Source organism: Bradyrhizobium sp. 2S1 (assembly GCF_011516625.5).
GTDB classification, from domain to species: Bacteria; Pseudomonadota; Alphaproteobacteria; order Rhizobiales; family Xanthobacteraceae; genus Bradyrhizobium; species Bradyrhizobium septentrionale.
In genome coordinates this window covers 8704376-8721372 of the sequence record NZ_CP147717.1, presented here as the reverse complement: position 1 = coordinate 8721372, position 16997 = coordinate 8704376, and the positions used below count along the sequence as shown (strand labels likewise).

Sequence of the window (16997 nt, the reverse complement as noted above, 5' to 3'; positions counted from 1 at the left end):
GCCCTGTAAGGCGGGCGCCTTGAGGACGTCATGAAGCGTGGAATTTCCGTTCTGCTTTCGCTCTGTGTGGTGGTCACGGCGGCTTACTTCACCGCGAGCAAGTGGGCGATCCGTCACGAAACCATCATGTTCAAGGATCCGACTCGCGATGCGCGACCGGTCGCAGTCGACGTCGCCGTGCGCTTCGACAAGGAGATGCAGGCCGACGCTGGCATGATCAAGTTGCCGGTTGCGATCCTCAATCATGGCAATACCGTCAAATTCACCGAATATTCCTTCCTCGCGAACGTGTTCGCGGCGCGCGGCTATCTGACCATCAGCATTCAGAACGACCTGCCGTCGGACGGACCGATGGTGACCAAGGTCGGCGAGATCTATGTCGGCCGCTTGCCGCAGTATCAGCGCGGCATCACCAACATCAAATTCGCGATCGAGGAGATGAAGAAGCGTCACCCGAACGCCGATTACAGCAAGCTGACGATGGTCGGCCATTCCAATGGCGGCGACATCGCGATGTATTTCGCCAAGCAGTATCCCGACGAAATCAAGAAGGTCGTGACGCTGGACAATCTGCGCGTGCCGTTCATGACCGACGGCAGGTTCAAGATTTTGTCGTTCCGTTCCCACGACTCGCAGTTCAAGCCTGATCCCGGCGTCGTTCCCGATGCCGAGGAGTGCGAGAAGGCCGGCATCACCGTTGTGAACACCAACTTCCAGCACAACGACATGCGCGACACCGGACCCGAGAAGGCCAAGGACTCGATCCAGGCGATGCTCGATAAATTCCTGGCCGACACCGACAGCGATGTCGCGGCGGTCGACACAAGGAATGCGCCGCCGAAGATTCTGGAGCCGGGTCCCGTCTCGCTCTACGTGCCGATCGAGAAGCGTCAGACCTTCACCGACAAGGTCAAGAAGTCGCTCTCGCTGACCAAGACCGAGACGAAGAAGGATCCGTCGATCACCAATTGACGGGGCCGCCCGGGATCCGATCCGGGCAGAGGGGTCCGCGATCTTGATCGATCCGCTACGTTGACCAACTCGACGGCGCGGCCCACATAGTGTTTGCTGCACGAGGCAAGCGCTGATGGCCGGCAAGACAATCAAACCGACATCCGGAAGCGATGTACGCCCGGCCGACACTCCGGACGTGCCGTCGTCGACCGCGAACGACATCGCCGCGTTCGTGGCGAAGGCGCGGGCGATGTCGCCGCATCGCGCCGGCGCACGCGGCCGGCTGGTGTTCGCGCTCGACGCCACGATGAGCCGGCAGCCGACCTGGGACATGGCATGCACGCTGCAGGCCGACATGTTCCGCGAGGCCGGCTTGCTCGGCAGCCTCGATATTCGCCTAGTGTACTACCGCGGCTTCAATGAATGCCGTGCCACCGGCTGGATCTCCGACAGCGCGCAGCTCGCGCGGCTGATGAGCAAGATCGATTGCCAGGGCGGCAATACCCAGATCGGCAAGGTCTTGTCGGAGACGCGTCGCGAGGCGGTCGCATCGGGCGTGCGCGCGCTGGTGTTCGTGGGCGACGCGATGGAGGAGAGCGTCGACGAGCTCTGCAGCAAGGCCGGCGAGCTCGGCCTGCTCAAGGTACCGGTCTTCATGTTCCAGGAAGGGCACGACGCGGCTGCCGAGCAAGCGTTCCGCGAGATCGCGCGGCTGACGGGCGGCGCATGGTGCAGGTTCGATCCCGGCGCGGCCGCGCAGCTCCGCGAGCTGCTGCGCGCCGCCGCGGCCTATGCCGCGGGTGGCCGCGAGGCGCTATTGCAGTTGGCCAAGACCGCAAGCGGTGCGGCGAAGCTGATCGGTCAGATGAAGTAGGGCGGCGCTGCGTCAGGCCCCGCCTGACGTCACGGTCTTTGCAATTGCGCCGAGCAACGCCGACATGGCGGCGGTCACCGCCTGGGTGTTGTCCGCGACGCCGTGCCGTTCGGCGAGCCAGGCCGGATCGTTGTAGGAGAGCCAAGTGTCGCCGCCGGCGTCCTGCCAGACCAGCGCCTTGAGCGGCAGATCGATCCCGATCGTTTGTGTGGCCTGCATCAGCGGGGTGCCGCCCTTCGCATTGCCGAACACGAAGAGCTCGGTGGGGCGGAGCGCGAGACCGGCGCCGTCGGCGCCCGCGGCGTGATCGATTTGCGCGAACAGGGTCAGCCCGCGCGCCTCGAGTTCGGACTTGAGCCGATCGGCCGTTTGCTTCGGCCCGACATTGCTGCGAAGGCTGATCAGTCCGTCAATCGCCATCAACTGTCCTCCGGTGCGGTCGGCGCAAGCTACTCAATGGCGGGGGCTGGCGCCACGCGGCTGCGCTTCACGCTCCGGTGAGACGAAGGTTCGCATGCTTTTTGTCGCCGGGCCGCCTATATTCTGCGCATGCCAACCCTGATCGCCGGCGTCGTCGCAATTGTCGTCCTGTATTCCGCGCTGCAGATGTTTCGTGCGGCCAATCCCGCCGTGCTCGCGCGCGCAATCAAGATCGGAGGCGGGGTGCTTGCGCTCGCCGTTGCGGCCTTCACCGGTGTGCGGGGCGAATTGGCGGTGGCCATTCCGCTCGGCATCTTCGGCGCCGGACTGCTCGGCTGGTCGCCGTTCGGCAATACCGGCTTCCCCAATTTCGGCGGCATGTTCGGCGGTTCGCGCAGCGCGGGGCAGAGCTCGCGGGTGCGCTCGCAATATCTCGACATGAGCCTTGATCACGGCAGCGGTGTGCTCAGCGGTCAGATCGTGGCCGGACCGCAGGCCGGCCGCATGCTCGACGAGTTCGACCTGTCGCAGCTCCTGGCGATGGTCCCGAGCTTCGACGCCGAGAGCGTCGCGCTACTTGAAAGCTATCTGGACCGCCGCTTTCCCGCCTGGCGTCAGGACGCGCAGGGCGACCGGGCAGGGCGGCAGGGCCGTGCGGCGGCGAGCGGCAAAATGACTGAGGAGGAGGCCTATCAGATCCTTGGCCTGCAGCCGGGCGCGTCGCGCGACGACATCAGCCGGGCTCACCGCACCTTGATGAAGAAACTCCATCCCGACCAGGGGGGCTCGACGTACCTCGCGGCCCGTGTGAACGAGGCCAAGGATACTCTGCTTCGCACGCATCTCTAACTCCGGCTACGCGAACAACGCCACAGCCGAGAGCTGCCTTCCGTCTCTGATCGATGCCCCATGTGGCCCGTCGCTGTCCGGCGTGACCGATGTTCTTTCGGGAAAACTTAACCGTAAAAGCTTGACGAGAAGTTTCATGATTGCGCCGCGCGCTGACGGCTCGGTTTTTCTTGCGGCGGCATGCCAAGCAAAAGGCCGGCGCTTTTGGCGCCGGCCCTTTGAGATCAGCGGTCAAAAGCGTTTTCGAGCGAAGTGAACACCGGTTCGCGTGAAGAAAACGCGTCAAAACAAGGAAGCGAGAGTTTCGGTTCTGATTCAATCAGAACCGAAACTCCGGCGTCGATCAGTTGCGAACGGTGATGCAGGAAATCTCGGCGCGCTTCAGCGTCTTGCAAGCCGCTTCGGCCTGGTCACGCTCGAGACCGGCAAAGCGGGCGCGGTAGAGCTTGCGATTGTCCTTGGCGACGACCTCGGTGAACGGATCCGCCTTGCTGAGCAGGCCGCGGGCCGAGCTGCGCGCGAGATCGATACGCTTGTTGGCTTCACCTTCGGTCTCCAGCGCACCAACCTGGATGATCCAGCCGGTGTGCGCGGCGCTCGGCTTGGCGGCGCTGGTCTGCGGCGCGGCCTGCAGGCTGCGGGTGGGCTCGATCGACGCCACGGCCTGAGGCGCCGGCGGGGCGGGCGCACGCACGGCCGAAGCCGGCAGCACGCCGAGGATGCCATTGCCGGTGCCGAAATTGGCCGGCTGCGGCGGCATCTCCGGCCTCGAGGTCTCGGCGGCGCGCGCCATCATCGCATTGGAGGTCTCGGGGATCTCGCCGCGCGACGGGATCGTGCTGGTGATCGGGGGCGCGGCCTGTGCCGGGCCGGCAGCGGCGAGCTTGATCTGGCCGGCCTTGACCTGGACGGTCTTCACCTTGACCGGCTTCATCGGTTCAGCCGAGCCCGGGATCGCGGCGATCGGCTGGGTCTGGATCACGCCTGAGGTCAGCGGCGCCGGCTCGGGCTTGGCCTGCGGCTCCGGCTTTGCCGGGGGCGGCGGCAGGGCGGCGGCTGCGGCCGCCATCAGGGAGGGCTTGGCCGGGCGCGGCGCCGGCATCGGCGCAGGCGCGGCGGGCTCCGCCGCTGCGACCGGCGTGGTCTCAGCCGAAGCGCGTGCATCGTCTGCATCGGCGACCTCGACATTGGCGTCGGCCGGATTGCGTTCGGTGATCGCTGCGGCCGTGCGGGTGGTCGCACCCTTGCCGATGTTCTCGGCCAGCAGGTTGCGCATGATGGCGTCGCGGGAGCCGCCGCTGCGGCCGCCGAGCACCACGCCGACCAGGAAGCGATTGCCGCGATGGATCGAGGTCACGAGGTTGAAGCCGGAGGCGCGGGTGTAGCCGGTCTTGATGCCGTCGACGCCCTCAACGCTGCCGAGCAGGCGATTGTGACCGGTGATGGTGTGGCCGCGGAAATTGAAGGCCGTCGTCGAGAAGTAGCGATAATAGCGCGGGAAGCGGTCCTGGATCGCGCGGCCGAGGGTCGACTGATCGCGCGCGGTGGTGATCTGCTCGTCGTTCGGCAGGCCCGAAGCGTTGCGATAGGTGGTCCGGCTCATGCCGAGCGCGCGGGCCTTGCGGGTCATCATGCGGGCGAAATCGTCTTCGCTGCCGCCGATCGCCTCAGCGATCACGACCGCGGCGTCATTGGCGGAACGGGTGACCAGGCCCTTGATGGCGTCTTCGACCTTGATGGTCTGGCCGGGCCGCAGGCCGAGCTTGGTCGGGTCCTGTTCGGAGGCGTGCTCGGACACCGGCATCTCGGTGTCGAGCTTCATCTTTCCGGAATCGAGGCGCTCGAACAGCAGATAGAGCGTCATGATCTTGGTGAGCGAGGCGGGGTGGCGCAGGCCGTCGGGACTATTTGATGTCAGCACCGAGCCGGTGTTGCCGTCGACGATGATCGTCGCGAATTGCGGGCTGTAGCTTTCGCGCGCGGGCTCGCTGTTGTGGTGCCGGGCGTAGTGGCGCCGGTGCCGGCGCGCCTCCGCGCTATCACTGGTGATCAGGATCGCCGTCGTGACGGTAACGAGCCCAAGAACGCCAACTCGCAGCGCCCGCGAGGAGGCCAAGGTTGTTCGAAGCATCTACTTCCCCGTCCCAATTTCTATCTAGATCACTGGCTCGTGAGGCGAAATTGTGCCCGGCGGCCATCGATCCTTGCCTGCGCAACCAACCACTTCGGGCAGAACCCATTCGCCGCGGTGGCCGCTCAGGTCGCTCTTCTAGCTAAGGTGTTGTTCACAAACAGCTTTCGGGGCCGTCTGTTGGAAGGCGAACAAGAGCCCGGGAATCAGGTTAGGCGGACCGAGTTTCCAAAAGATTAAGCAACCGTTGCGCAGTCGCCCGGGGTTTAGCGCAAATGCCGAAGATTCGGGCTGTGTGATTGTGCGTTGCACAATATTTGTTGACTTTATTGTGCGATGCGGTATTCTGATCAAGTCAGGGGGCCGGGAGCTTCCCGGCATGGGAAGCTGCGCGTTCAAGTCTGGGAAAAGGACATTCTATCCATGGTCAAGATCGAAGACATTCAGAGCTACGGCAAAGAGCATATGGAGTCGGTTACCGCCTCCGCGAACAACCTGCAGAGCGGCGTCCAGGCCATTGCCACCGCCTATGGCGACTATGCCAAGAAGTCCTTTGAGGACACCAAGTCGTTCGTCGAGAAGCTGTCGGGCGTGAAGTCGCTGGACAAGGCGCTCGAGGCGCAGACCGAGTACCTGCGCTCGTCCTACGAGACCTTCGTCGCGGAATCGCAGAAGATCGCCGGCCTGTACAGCGACTGCGCCAAGCAGACCTTCAAGCCCTATGAGGGCCTGGTCTCCAAGTTCACGCCGGCTGCTCAGTAAGCCCCGCTGATCGAGACAAACGAAAAGCCCGGCCGTTGCGGCCGGGCTTTTTTGTTGTGCCTGAAGCGGGCGGCTACTTCGCCAGCCGCAGCTTGCTCAGCGCCGTTCCGATCGAGTTGAACGCCGACACGATCTGGGTCGAGCTGGTCAGCATGTAGAATTTGTCGGCGCTGCTCGCACAGTTCTGCAAGACGGTCGAGGTCGGATCGGCAGGCGTACCGGTGTTCACCTGGATCGTGTAGATGGTGTACATCGGCCGGCCACCGCTATCCGTCGCGGCCTTCAGATTCTGGCACATCAGCGCCTGCCTTGCGTCGATCGGATTGCCGGATGCCTGCGAGCTGCCGTCGCCGTAGTCGGGCCAGCGGTCCTCGGTGTTCAGACCGTCGGACAAAAGGATGATGACCCGGTTGTAGGTCGTATTGGAATCTTCCGCCGGTGCGTTCAGCGGACCGCCCACCAGCAGTGACTGCCAGGCCCAGGCCAGTCCGACCGCCTGGTTGGTGCCGCCCGTCGGCTGCATGGCGTTGACCGCATTCTTGAGCGTAGTCCAGTTGTAGCTTAGCGGAATGATCGCCTCGAGCGGCGTCGAAACGCTGGTGTTGCAGTAGTACGTGCTGTTCTCATAGTACTCGTTGGCCGGGAACAGCGTGGTGACGTCGGACGACGCCGGCAGCACGCCGGTCGCATCGTTCGGCTGGGTGCGGTCGGCGACGCAGCCCGTCCAGTTGCTGATCGGATTGGTGGACGCCTGCCGCCAGTCGTTCTGCACGGTGGGTGTCTGAGTGGTCGCGGTCCATTTGTTGTTGGTCCATCCGACAACGGCGCTGACGCGGGGCTGGCCCGGATTGTCGGTCGTGTCGTTGGGGCCCGGCTGCGTCCAGTTGTGGGTATACAGATTGCCGGTGCACGACTTGACGCCACCGCTGGTGCTGCAGCTGCAGCCGGACACCGTAGTGCCGCTGGAATCCGTCGGGCAGGCGCAGGACGACGACCCCGTGCAGAATACGCCGGTGCCCGCCGCCGTGCTCACCCAGCAGCCATTGTAGCGCGTGTGAGAGTTCGCATCGACGCTCGGGCAGATGTAGCCTGAATAGGTGCCGCTGGAGGGGATGTTATTCGTGGTGGACGTGCTGGTCGGGTTCCTCACGCAGCTGAAGCCGCCGTTGCTGGTGGTCCAGGGGCATTTCGCGCCAGGTCCGACCGCATGCCAGTTCATCGGCAGGCTTGCCTGCATGGTGCCGTTGGCGGGCTGCGTGGTCGGCGGATTGAGCCAGTCGGTCCAGTCGATCCAGCTCTGGCCGGAATTGCCGGTGCCGACATTGACGACCTTGGCGAACGGAATGACGGAGATGTAGACGTCGCCGTTGCTCTTGCTCAGCGCGCTGAGCTGGTCGATCAGTCCGCCGGTTGCGGCCACCGCGTTGCGCAGCGCGGTAATCTTGCCGTCCTGGGCCATCGATCCGGTGTTGTCGAGGGCGAGCGCGACGCGCATCTTGACGTTGCCCCAGGTGGTGGTCGTCGAGCTGCTGAAATTCATGGTCGGGAAGCCGGCAAGCAGCATGAAGTCAGACTTGATGAAGCCGGATCCGCTCAGCAGAATGGTCGCCGCCGTGCTGGCGGTCGGGGTCGTATAGGTGGCCGAGACGGAAATGCCCTGGCCGTCCTTGTTGGTATAAAGGCCAGTGAAATAAGTCGTGGCCTTGCTCGGGATCTGGGCGGCCGTGATGCTGCCCATGGTCAGATCCTTGGACAGCATCAGTGCGGTGGAATCGAGCGCCGCCTGCATCGAGGAGCGGGCGTTGTTGGCGCGGGTGTAGTCGATCGCGGCACCCACGAAGGCGATCAGCGGCAGGATTGCGAGGGTGAAGATCACCGCGACATTGCCGTCGGTAGCCCTGGAAAACCGGCGGGCAGCCGAGCGGAAGCGATTGGAAATGGCTGAACCAAGCATGGCGCTCTCGTCAAAATGGATTGCTGGGCCATCTCTACGCGCGCGGCTAAACAGATGGTGAATCGGGCTGGGGAAACCCGGCAGCCGGCCCTGCGGAAGGGTCAAAATCAGGGCAAAAGCGCTCGCTATCCTCAATGGCGTCTAAATTGGACGCCCTGATCCTTTGTCAACCTTCCGAGGGTTGCCGCGCCGGGAATCGGACCGGTGGGCCGCCGGGGTTCTGCGCTTGCGGCAGGGCGTCGCGAGGCCCATATTCAGGAGGTCGATCCGGCCGCCGGATCGAACCGGGAGCGGCAATCTGGAAAGCATTGCTGGGGGTTCCGCGATCAGTCTTGCGGCCATCGCGACCACGTTCCAATCGCCAACCGGTTTCCCCTGGGGAATTCGAACGCCTGAGCCATGTTGCGACTTACGTCTACAGCCCTGATCTCCGAGCCGGTTTCGTCCATGCCGGCGGTCGCCGCCGCGCATGCGCCGACAATGAGCAATGACGACAACCGCAACGGCGCGGGCACCGGCCCGTCGACCTCGGTCATCACCAAGGTCAAGCCGAAGACCAAGCGGCCGAACCTGTATCGTGTCCTGATCCTGAACGACGACTACACGCCGATGGAGTTCGTCGTTCATGTGCTGGAACGATTCTTCAACAAGGACGCCGAGGCGGCGACGAAGATCATGCTGCATGTTCACCATCACGGGATCGGTGAGTGCGGCGTGTTTACCTACGAGATCGCCGAGACCAAGGTGACGCAGGTCATGGACTTCGCGCGCAAGCATCAGCATCCACTGCAATGTGTGATGGAAAAGAAGTAGTTCGCTGGAACGATTGACCCGCCGCGGGCCGCGGAACGGGTCTTGCATCGCGTTTCATGACGCAGCCGCACGTCCCGTATGATCACGGGCGTGGCCGCATGCGACGTTCCGGAGCCTGCAATTTAGAGGAAAACCATCGTGTCGGGGCCGGTCTTTCGCCACGATCCGTCGTAACTATATCAATGGCGATCACGAAGGTTGTTATTGCCTGACCCGGTAATGGCGATCATGATGGCCGGGGGCCATAGAGGACGCGAATGCCTACTTTTTCTCAAAGCCTTGAACAATCCTTGCATCGTGCATTGGCGATCGCGAACGAGCGTCACCATCAATACGCGACGCTCGAACATCTGCTGCTGTCGCTGATCGACGACTCGGATGCGGCGGCGGTGATGCGGGCCTGCAGCGTCGATCTCGACAAGCTCAGGACCAGCCTCGTCAATTATCTCGAGACCGAATTCGAGAACCTGGTGACCGACGGCGCCGACGACGCGAAGCCGACGGCCGGGTTCCAGCGCGTGATCCAGCGCGCGGTGATTCACGTCCAGTCGTCCGGTCGCGAGGAAGTGACCGGCGCCAATGTCCTGATCGCGATCTTCGCCGAGCGCGAGAGCCACGCTGCGTACTTCCTGCAGGAGCAGGACATGACGCGCTACGACGCCGTCAACTATATCAGCCACGGCATCGCCAAGCGGCCCGGCGTCTCCGAGGCGCGGCCGGTGCGCGGCGTCGACGAGGAAACCGAGACCAAGGGCAACGAGGACGCCAAGAAGAAGGGCGAGGCGCTCGATACCTATTGCGTCAACCTCAACAAGAAGGCGCGTGACGGCAAGATCGATCCGGTGATCGGCCGCAATGCCGAGATCAACCGTGCGATCCAGGTGCTGTGCCGCCGCCAGAAGAACAACCCGCTGTTCGTCGGCGAAGCCGGCGTCGGCAAGACCGCGATCGCCGAAGGCCTCGCCAAGCGCATCGTCGACAGCGATGTGCCGGAAGTGCTGGCGGCCGCGACCGTGTTCTCGCTCGACATGGGCACGCTGCTGGCCGGCACCCGCTACCGCGGCGATTTCGAGGAGCGGCTCAAGCAGGTCCTGAAGGAGCTGGAGGCGCACCCGAACGCCATCCTGTTCATCGACGAGATCCACACCGTGATCGGCGCCGGCGCCACCTCCGGCGGCGCGATGGACGCGTCCAACCTGCTGAAGCCGGCGCTGGCCTCGGGCACGATCCGCTGCATGGGCTCGACCACCTACAAGGAATACCGTCAGCACTTCGAGAAGGACCGCGCGCTGGTGCGGCGCTTCCAGAAGATCGACGTCAACGAGCCGACGGTGGAAGACGCGATCGCGATCCTCAAGGGCCTGAAGCCCTATTTCGAGGATTACCATCGGCTGAAATACACCAATGAGGCGATCGAGGCGGCCGTCCAGCTGTCCTCGCGCTACATCCACGACCGCAAGCTGCCCGACAAGGCGATCGACGTGATCGACGAGTCCGGTGCGGCGCAGATGCTGGTCGCCGAGAGCAAGCGCAAGAAGACGATCGGCATCAAGGAGATCGAGACCACGATCGCGACCATGGCGCGGATCCCGCCGAAAAGCGTGTCGAAGGACGATGCCGAGGTGCTGAAGCATCTCGAGCAGACGCTGAAGCGCACGGTGTTCGGTCAGGACAAGGCGATCGAGGCGCTGGCTGCGTCGATCAAGCTGTCGCGGGCCGGCTTGCGCGAGCCGGAAAAGCCGATCGGCTCGTATCTGTTCTCGGGCCCGACCGGCGTCGGCAAGACCGAGGTCGCAAAGCAGCTGGCAGCCTCGCTTGGCGTCGAGCTGTTGCGTTTCGACATGTCCGAATACATGGAGCGGCATACCGTGTCGCGCCTCATCGGCGCGCCTCCCGGCTATGTCGGCTTCGACCAGGGCGGCCTGCTCACCGACGGCGTGGACCAGCATCCGCATTGCGTGGTGCTGCTCGACGAAATCGAGAAGGCGCATCCGGATCTGTACAATGTGCTGCTGCAGATCATGGACCATGGCCGGCTCACCGACCACAACGGCAAGCAGGTCAACTTCCGCAACGTGATCCTGATCATGACCACGAATGCGGGCGCGGCCGACCTCGCGCGGCAGGCCTTCGGCTTCACTCGCTCGAAGCGGGAAGGCGACGACCACGAGGCGATCAACCGCCAGTTCGCGCCGGAGTTCCGCAACCGGCTGGATGCGATCGTCTCCTTCGCGCACCTCAATGCCGACGTCATCGGCATGGTGGTCGAGAAGTTCGTGCTGCAGCTCGAGGCGCAACTCGCCGACCGCGACGTCACGATCGAGCTGTCCGAGCCTGCCAAGGCCTGGCTGATCGAGCACGGCTATGACGAGCAGATGGGCGCGCGTCCGATGGCGCGCATCATCCAGGAGCACATCAAGAAGCCGCTCGCGGATGAGGTTCTGTTCGGCCAGCTCAAGGGCGGCGGGCATGTCCGCGTCGTCCTGGTCAAGGACGAGGCGACCGCCAAGGACAAGATCGGCTTCGAATATGTCGAGGGCCCGGTCACGCCGAAGCCGGAAAACCTGCCGCCGCGCAAGCGCAAGCCGCCGAAGGGCGGTCCCAACAACGGCGGCGGAGGCGGCACCAAGGGGCCGGCCTCGAAGGGGCCGATGGTCAAGGCCTGAGGCGCAGTGAGCAATCAAATGAAAAGGCCGGCTGAACAGCCGGCCTTTTTGTTTGGCGACGATTGGCGCATGACGCGATCAATCCGGATCGTGTGCCGCATCACTCGCCCTTCAAGCGCTGACCCTCATGAACCCGCACCTGTTCGGCGCCGCGGCTGCCGACCGATGACAGCCGCAGCGTGCTGAGCACGGCACCGACCAGCGCAAAGCCGACGCCGACCATCAGCGAGATCCTTGTGCCGTCGGTCGGAAACCGCGCCAGCAGCAACGCCACCAGGGCAGCACCGATGGTCTGTCCGAGCAGGCGCGCGGTGCCGAGCATGCCGCTGGCGCCGCCCGAGCGCTCGCGCGGGGCGGCGGCGATCATGGTGCGGTTGTTCGGGGTCTGGAACAGGCCGAAGCCGACACCGGCAAGCGCCATCCGCCAGATCACGTCGATCGGCGTCGCGTTGGCCGGCATGAATGCCAGCGTGCCCAATCCCAATGCGAACAACAGCAGGCCGATGCCGCCGAGCAGGCCGGCCGGATAGCGCTCGACCAGCCAGCCGGCGAGCGGGGCGGCGAAGGCGACCGCGATCGGCCACGGCGTGATCAACAGCCCGATCTGCACCGCGGAATATCCGAAATGGTTCTCGAGATAGAACGGCATCGCGACAAAGGCCAGCATCTGGCCGCAGAACGAGGCGATCGAGGTGCCGATCGACAGCGCGAAGATCGGAATCCGCAACAGGTCGACCGGCAGCAGCGGCGAGGGCAGATGCTGTTGCCGCCGGTACAGCAAATGCGAGGCAACCACGGCGACGGCGAACTCCAATGCGCAGAGATACAGCGCCTCGCCATGGCCGGCGCTATCGAGCGCGCTGATGCCAAACCCGAATGCGATGGCGCTCATCGCAGCGCTTTGCCAGTCGAAGGCGTGCACGGCGGGCATGGTGTGCGGCAGAAAGCGCCAGCCCAGTGCCAGCGTGATGATGCCGAGCGGGACGTTGATGGCGAACAGATAGGGCCAAGTCCCGATCGCCAGGATGAACGAGGCGATGGTCGGGCCGACCGCGGCCGAGATCGCGACGACCAGCGCGTTGACGCCGATGCCGCGGCCGAGCAGCGAATGCGGATAGATGAAGCGAACCAGCGCGGTGTTGACGCTGAGGATTCCGGCGGCGCCAAATCCCTGCAGGATGCGGGCGACGGTCAGCAGCGGCAGCGTGTGCGACAGTGCGCAGAACAGCGAGGCCAGCGCGAACAGCAACAGTCCCGCCAGATAGACCCGGCGATAGCCGATGATCTCGCCGAGCGAGGCCAGCGGCAGCAGTGAGATCGTGATCGCCAATTGGTAGCCGTTGACGATCCAGATCGAGAATGCGGGGCTGGCGTCGAGATCCCGGGCGATGGTCGGCAGCGCCACGTTGGCGATCGAGCCGTCGACGACGGCCATCACGAGGCCGAGTGCGATCGTGAGAATGGCCCAATTGCGCTGCGGCTGCGGCAGCCCGTCGGGATGCTCAATGATCGCGGACGACATGTCGTGAAGTTGCTTTCGGTTCCAGCATCGGCGCGCTTACCGGATGCTGGATTAGCCTGACCTTTGCAACCCCCGAAATGGCAGACGCCGGCCGCGATCGAAACGAGGCCGGCGAGCCGCGCGAGGACGCCTTAGTCCTGACCGAGCAACTCCTTGATGCGACGCTGCAGCTGCCGCTTCTTGATCTCGCTGCGGCGGACCCGCTCGTCGAGATCGCTGACCGGCGTGTCCGAGGTCATGATCCGGAACGCGAGGCCGACCTTGTTGGCCTGGCGCCAGATCAGGCGCGCCAGGAACGAGCGGCCCTTGCGCGCGATGCTTAAGTTCATCTCCTCGGGCAGGCGTGCGGCGTCGCCGAATTCGACGCAGGCTCCACTTTCGCTGATGTTGCGGACGACGCAATCCATCGTCGAGCCGCGCTCATTGATCTCCGCAACCGCACCGTAAAATACCTTGTCGCGTGGGCTCTGGCGCCGGTCCTGCATGCGAAATACTCCAAATGAACGGCAGGACTGTACCGGTCCGGACCTGCGAAAAGAAGGGCGCGGCGGGAACCGGTTGCAGTTAGCGTAAATTGTTAGCATCCGTGAGGGTGCGGATTCTCGGCTATTTTGCGCCGCAAACCGCCATCTGACGCTAATTCGGCAGCCGGCTGTGCCGCCAATCGCGCGGCGACAGGCCGTAATGGTCGCGGAACACGCGGCCGAAATGCGAGAGATCGTTAAAGCCCCAGGCGAACGCTATCTCGCCGATATGGCGATGCGCGTGCGCCGGGGAAGCGAGGTCGCGCTTGCAGCGCTCCAGCCGCTGCGCCAGCACGAAGCGCTGGAACGAGGTGTCCTCATCGGCCAGCAGGCTGTTGACATAGCGCGGCGAGATGCCGAGTGCGGCGGCGGTCTCGGTGTGGCCGAGATCGGGGTTTTGCAGGTGCGCGAGCACATGCGCCTTCAGTCGGTACAGCAGGGCGGAGCGGTGGGTCGAGGCCTGTAGCGCCACGCCGCCGAGACGTTCGCTTATCGCCATCGCGAGCAGGTCGGCGGCCTGATCGGCGAGGCGGATCGCGCTGTCCGGATCGAGCTTGTCGGCGACGTCGGACAGGCCCGAGATAAACTGCCAGGCCAGCCGCTGCACCGGACGATCCGATGAGAACGTGGTCGCGGTGAGGCCCTGGGTGCCGGCAAAGCGCCGGTGCAGCATCGCGCGCGGCACCTGGAAGATGGTTTGCGTGAAGTCGTCGTCGAAGCGCAATTCATAGGGCCGCGTCGTGTCGTAGAACGCGAACTCGCCAGGCTGGATCACGGTCTCGCGGCCGTCCTGCAGCACGGCGCCACAGCCGCGCTGGCCGAGCGCGACGAGGACAAAGTCCTCGCTGGCGCGCGCGATCCGCGACGGGGTGCGCAGCACCCGCTGCTGGCCCGACGAGACGACCGAGCATTTCGCCGCGCCGAGTTGCGCGCTGGTGATCGCGCCGTGGAAGGCGCTGCCGAGCTCGGACTTGCAGTCGAGCTGCACGAACACGTCGCAGACGATGTCCCGCCAGAGCGCGAGGCGCCGATGCGTGGGCGCGTTGTCCGTGGTGAACAGGGCCGGCATGATTTCCTCCCTTCACGAGTGCAAACGCTGGCCACTCCAACAAAGCAAGCTTCGTACCGGGGGCGGCTGGGGGAATCGCCTCCGCAGTCGAATTTTCCTTCCGTCCTGGTCGAACGGCATTCCCGGTCCCGGGGCAGCATGATGTCAGAGGCTGATAGGGCCGATCAAGTACGAACCGGCCGGAATGGCCGGCCGCGAGGAGGACATCATGGGTATCGAACATCCGAAATATCGCGTTGCGGTGGTGCAGGCAGCACCGGCCTGGCTCGACCTTGACGCCTCCGTTGCGAAGAGCATCGCGCTGATCGAGGAGGCCGCCGCGAAAGGGGCGAAGCTGATCGCGTTTCCGGAGGCCTTCATCCCCGGCTATCCCTGGTATATCTGGCTGGACTCGCCGGCCTGGGCGATCGGGCGCGGGTTTGTGCAGCGCTATTTCGACAATTCGCTGAGCTACGACAGCCCGCAGGCCGAGAAGCTGCGGCTCGCGGTGAAGAAGGCCGGCATGACAGCAGTGCTCGGCCTGTCCGAGCGCGACGGCGGCAGCCTCTATCTCGCACAATGGCTGATCGGACCCGACGGCGAGACCATCGCCAAGCGGCGCAAGCTGCGGCCGACCCATGCCGAGCGCACTGTCTATGGCGAGGGCGACGGCAGCGACCTTGCGGTGCATGACCGCCCCGGCATCGGCCGGCTCGGCGCGCTGTGCTGCTGGGAGCACCTGCAGCCGCTGTCGAAATACGCGATGTATGCCCAGAACGAGCAGGTCCACGTCGCGGCCTGGCCGAGCTTCTCGCTGTACGATCCGTTCGCGCCGGCGCTCGGCTGGGAGGTCAACAACGCGGCCTCGCGCGTCTATGCGGTCGAAGGCTCGTGCTTCGTGCTGGCGCCCTGCGCCACGGTCTCGCAGGCGATGATCGACGAGATGTGCGACCGCGAGGACAAGCACGGGCTGCTGCATGTCGGCGGTGGACACGCGGCGATCTACGGGCCGGACGGCAGCTCGATCGCCGAGAAACTGCCGCCCGATCAGGAAGGCCTGCTGCTCGCCGATATCGATCTCGGCGCGATCGGGATCGCCAAGAACGCCGCCGATCCGGCCGGGCATTATTCGCGGCCCGACGTCACGCGTCTCTTGCTGAACAAGAAGCCCTCGAAGCGGGTCGAGCATTTCGCGCTGCCGCTCGACAGTCTCGAGGAGATCGACGCGGCCGCGAGCTGAAGCATCGGGAAATCCAACCGGAGGCGACTGCCATGGAATCCGCGATTCCCACTCATCTGCAAGCAGAACGGTCGCGTCATCGTCGCGTGCCCGACGACTACGCGCCGCCCTATCCGTCGTTCGTCGCGCGCCACAAGCCCGCGGTCAAAAGCGTCATCATGGCCTATTTCGGCGTGCAGGTTCGCGGCGAGCCGACCGCAGCAGCGGCCGAGGCGCTGGCGCAAATCGCAAAGCGCTTTGCCGGGGAGAACGGCTCGACCCATTGGGATCGCGCGCAATATGTCGACCATGCCGGCTTCACCAATGTCGTCTCGGTGGCCTATTGGGACGATGCCGGGCGTTTCGATGCCTGGTTCGACGGCGCGCGCGAGGCCTGGACCGGCAGCGCCGCGGCGGGTGGCGGCGTCGGCCGCTTCATCGAGGTGCTGCGGCCGCATGTTGCGCGCTACGAGACGCTGTTCTCGTCGCTCGGCCGCCCGGAGGGCGTCGCCGTTCTTGCCGATGGCATGAGCGGCGAGGTGCAGGAGCACGCCTATTGGGGCGGCATGCGCGACCGCATCCCGCTGTCCCAGACCGACGCGATGACGCCGGGCGGGGAGCCTCGCGTGATCCGCGAAGGCGCGCGGATCCGCGTGGTTGCGCATGACAATCTCTGCCTGATCCGCTCCGGGCAGGACTGGAGCGACACCGAGGCGTCGGAGCGCAAGATGTATCTCGACGATGTCGAGCCGGTGCTGCGCGAGGGCATGGATTTCCTGCGCGACGAGGGCGTGCCGATCGGCTGCTACGCCAACCGCTATATGCGCGTCGTCGACGCCGAGGGAAGGCCTACCGAAAAATCCTACGGCCAGAGCTGGTGGAAGAGTCTGGCGGCGCTGGAGCGCTGGGCGAAATCGCATCCGACCCATGTCAGGATTTTTGGCGCGGCGATGAAGTATCTGTCGACCTTGGGACCGAACGCAAAGCTCAGGCTGTATCACGAGGTCACCGTCGCCGCCGCCGACGAGCAGTTCTTCGAATATCTCGGTTGCCACGAACGGACCGGCATGCTGGGCGCGGTGCAGGTCGCGACGGCGCAGCCGACCTGAGACGCTGTCTCAAAATGCAGCCGTTAGCCCCCGGGCCTTCCAACTAGCTCCGTCATGCCCGGCCTTGTGCCGGGCATCCACGTCTTTGCTTCCGCACGGCAAAGACGTGGATGGCCGGGACATAGGCGAGCAGAAGCGACGCCGTCCTTCGG

At 64.7% G+C, this 16997-nt stretch carries 14 protein-coding genes; 8 read left to right on the top strand and 6 right to left on the bottom strand.

Features of this window, described 5'->3' with window-relative positions:
- Nucleotides 1-30: 30 nt before the first annotated feature.
- Together HAP54_RS41345 and HAP54_RS41340 are read left to right on the top strand one after the other, a co-directional pair.
- Nucleotides 31-972, top strand: a complete 942-nt coding sequence (locus tag HAP54_RS41345; protein WP_166296973.1) for an alpha/beta hydrolase — start codon at nt 31-33, stop codon at nt 970-972.
- 115 nt (nt 973-1087) lie between these two features.
- Nucleotides 1088-1828 (top strand): VWA domain-containing protein, encoded by a 741-nt coding sequence (locus tag HAP54_RS41340; protein WP_166296971.1) that lies wholly within the window; start codon nt 1088-1090, stop codon nt 1826-1828.
- Nucleotides 1829-1840: 12 nt separating this feature from the next.
- Here HAP54_RS41340 and HAP54_RS41335 read toward each other — a convergent pair whose 3' ends face one another.
- Complete coding sequence (locus tag HAP54_RS41335; protein WP_166296969.1) at nt 1841-2248, bottom strand: DUF302 domain-containing protein; 408 nt, start codon at nt 2246-2248, stop codon at nt 1841-1843.
- Between the two features lie 129 nt (nt 2249-2377).
- Here HAP54_RS41335 and HAP54_RS41330 point away from each other — a divergent pair, with 129 nt between their 5' ends.
- On the top strand, nt 2378-3097 hold the full coding sequence (locus tag HAP54_RS41330) for a DnaJ domain-containing protein (RefSeq protein WP_166205620.1): 720 nt from the start codon (nt 2378-2380) through the stop codon (nt 3095-3097).
- Between the two features lie 343 nt (nt 3098-3440).
- Here HAP54_RS41330 and HAP54_RS41325 read toward each other — a convergent pair whose 3' ends face one another.
- On the bottom strand, nt 3441-5228 hold the full coding sequence (locus HAP54_RS41325; RefSeq protein WP_166296967.1) for a D-alanyl-D-alanine carboxypeptidase: 1788 nt from the start codon (nt 5226-5228) through the stop codon (nt 3441-3443).
- A 423-nt stretch (nt 5229-5651) separates the two neighbouring features.
- Between HAP54_RS41325 and HAP54_RS41320 the strand changes: the two genes are divergently transcribed.
- Nucleotides 5652-5990, top strand: coding sequence for a phasin family protein (locus tag HAP54_RS41320; protein WP_029083285.1), 339 nt, complete (start codon nt 5652-5654; stop codon nt 5988-5990).
- 73 nt (nt 5991-6063) lie between these two features.
- Here HAP54_RS41320 and HAP54_RS41315 read toward each other — a convergent pair whose 3' ends face one another.
- Entirely contained in the window at nt 6064-7944 is a 1881-nt protein-coding gene (locus HAP54_RS41315) for a TadE/TadG family type IV pilus assembly protein (protein ID WP_166296965.1), read from the bottom strand.
- Between the two features lie 480 nt (nt 7945-8424).
- Between HAP54_RS41315 and clpS the strand changes: the two genes are divergently transcribed.
- Complete coding sequence (gene clpS / locus HAP54_RS41310) at nt 8425-8757, top strand: ATP-dependent Clp protease adapter ClpS (protein ID WP_029083287.1); 333 nt, start codon at nt 8425-8427, stop codon at nt 8755-8757.
- A 257-nt stretch (nt 8758-9014) separates the two neighbouring features.
- Nucleotides 9015-11423 carry an ATP-dependent Clp protease ATP-binding subunit ClpA gene (gene clpA / locus HAP54_RS41305; RefSeq protein WP_166296963.1) on the top strand — a complete coding sequence of 803 codons (2409 nt, stop codon included), beginning with the start codon at nt 9015-9017 and terminating at the stop codon, nt 11421-11423.
- Between the two features lie 100 nt (nt 11424-11523).
- On the opposite strand, the gene HAP54_RS41300 is transcribed toward clpA, so the two are convergent.
- The 3 genes from HAP54_RS41300 to HAP54_RS41290 form a co-directional block, all read right to left on the bottom strand.
- Nucleotides 11524-12945, bottom strand: coding sequence for an MFS transporter (locus HAP54_RS41300; RefSeq protein ID WP_166296961.1), 1422 nt, complete (start codon nt 12943-12945; stop codon nt 11524-11526).
- 131 nt (nt 12946-13076) lie between these two features.
- Nucleotides 13077-13430, bottom strand: coding sequence for a PilZ domain-containing protein (locus HAP54_RS41295; protein WP_166296959.1), 354 nt, complete (start codon nt 13428-13430; stop codon nt 13077-13079).
- A gap of 151 nt (nt 13431-13581) precedes the next feature.
- Nucleotides 13582-14538 (bottom strand): helix-turn-helix domain-containing protein, encoded by a 957-nt coding sequence (locus HAP54_RS41290; RefSeq protein WP_166296957.1) that lies wholly within the window; start codon nt 14536-14538, stop codon nt 13582-13584.
- 208 nt (nt 14539-14746) lie between these two features.
- Here HAP54_RS41290 and HAP54_RS41285 point away from each other — a divergent pair, with 208 nt between their 5' ends.
- A complete protein-coding gene (locus HAP54_RS41285) occupies nt 14747-15757 on the top strand; it encodes a carbon-nitrogen hydrolase family protein (protein ID WP_166306941.1) in 1011 nt (336 codons plus the stop codon).
- Between the two features lie 32 nt (nt 15758-15789).
- Entirely contained in the window at nt 15790-16845 is a 1056-nt protein-coding gene (locus tag HAP54_RS41280) for a phenylacetaldoxime dehydratase family protein (protein ID WP_166296955.1), read from the top strand.
- Nucleotides 16846-16997: the final 152 nt, after the last annotated feature.

Bases quoted from the DNA above. Each gene is read 5' to 3' on its own strand.
- HAP54_RS41315 (WP_166296965.1), bottom strand. From the start codon at position 7,944: ATGCTTGGTTCAGCCATTTCCAATCGCTTCCGCTCGGCTGCCCGCCGG.
- HAP54_RS41335 (WP_166296969.1), bottom strand. From the start codon at position 2,248: ATGGCGATTGACGGACTGATCAGCCTTCGCAGCAATGTCGGGCCGAAG.
- HAP54_RS41300 (WP_166296961.1), bottom strand. From the start codon at position 12,945: ATGTCGTCCGCGATCATTGAGCATCCCGACGGGCTGCCGCAGCCGCAG.
- clpS (WP_029083287.1), top strand. From the start codon at position 8,425: ATGAGCAATGACGACAACCGCAACGGCGCGGGCACCGGCCCGTCGACC.
- HAP54_RS41285 (WP_166306941.1), top strand. From the start codon at position 14,747: ATGGGTATCGAACATCCGAAATATCGCGTTGCGGTGGTGCAGGCAGCA.
- HAP54_RS41295 (WP_166296959.1), bottom strand. From the start codon at position 13,430: ATGCAGGACCGGCGCCAGAGCCCACGCGACAAGGTATTTTACGGTGCG.
- HAP54_RS41290 (WP_166296957.1), bottom strand. From the start codon at position 14,538: ATGCCGGCCCTGTTCACCACGGACAACGCGCCCACGCATCGGCGCCTC.
- HAP54_RS41340 (WP_166296971.1), top strand. From the start codon at position 1,088: ATGGCCGGCAAGACAATCAAACCGACATCCGGAAGCGATGTACGCCCG.
- HAP54_RS41330 (WP_166205620.1), top strand. From the start codon at position 2,378: ATGCCAACCCTGATCGCCGGCGTCGTCGCAATTGTCGTCCTGTATTCC.
- HAP54_RS41320 (WP_029083285.1), top strand. From the start codon at position 5,652: ATGGTCAAGATCGAAGACATTCAGAGCTACGGCAAAGAGCATATGGAG.
- clpA (WP_166296963.1), top strand. From the start codon at position 9,015: ATGCCTACTTTTTCTCAAAGCCTTGAACAATCCTTGCATCGTGCATTG.
- HAP54_RS41345 (WP_166296973.1), top strand. From the start codon at position 31: ATGAAGCGTGGAATTTCCGTTCTGCTTTCGCTCTGTGTGGTGGTCACG.
- HAP54_RS41280 (WP_166296955.1), top strand. From the start codon at position 15,790: ATGGAATCCGCGATTCCCACTCATCTGCAAGCAGAACGGTCGCGTCAT.
- HAP54_RS41325 (WP_166296967.1), bottom strand. From the start codon at position 5,228: ATGCTTCGAACAACCTTGGCCTCCTCGCGGGCGCTGCGAGTTGGCGTT.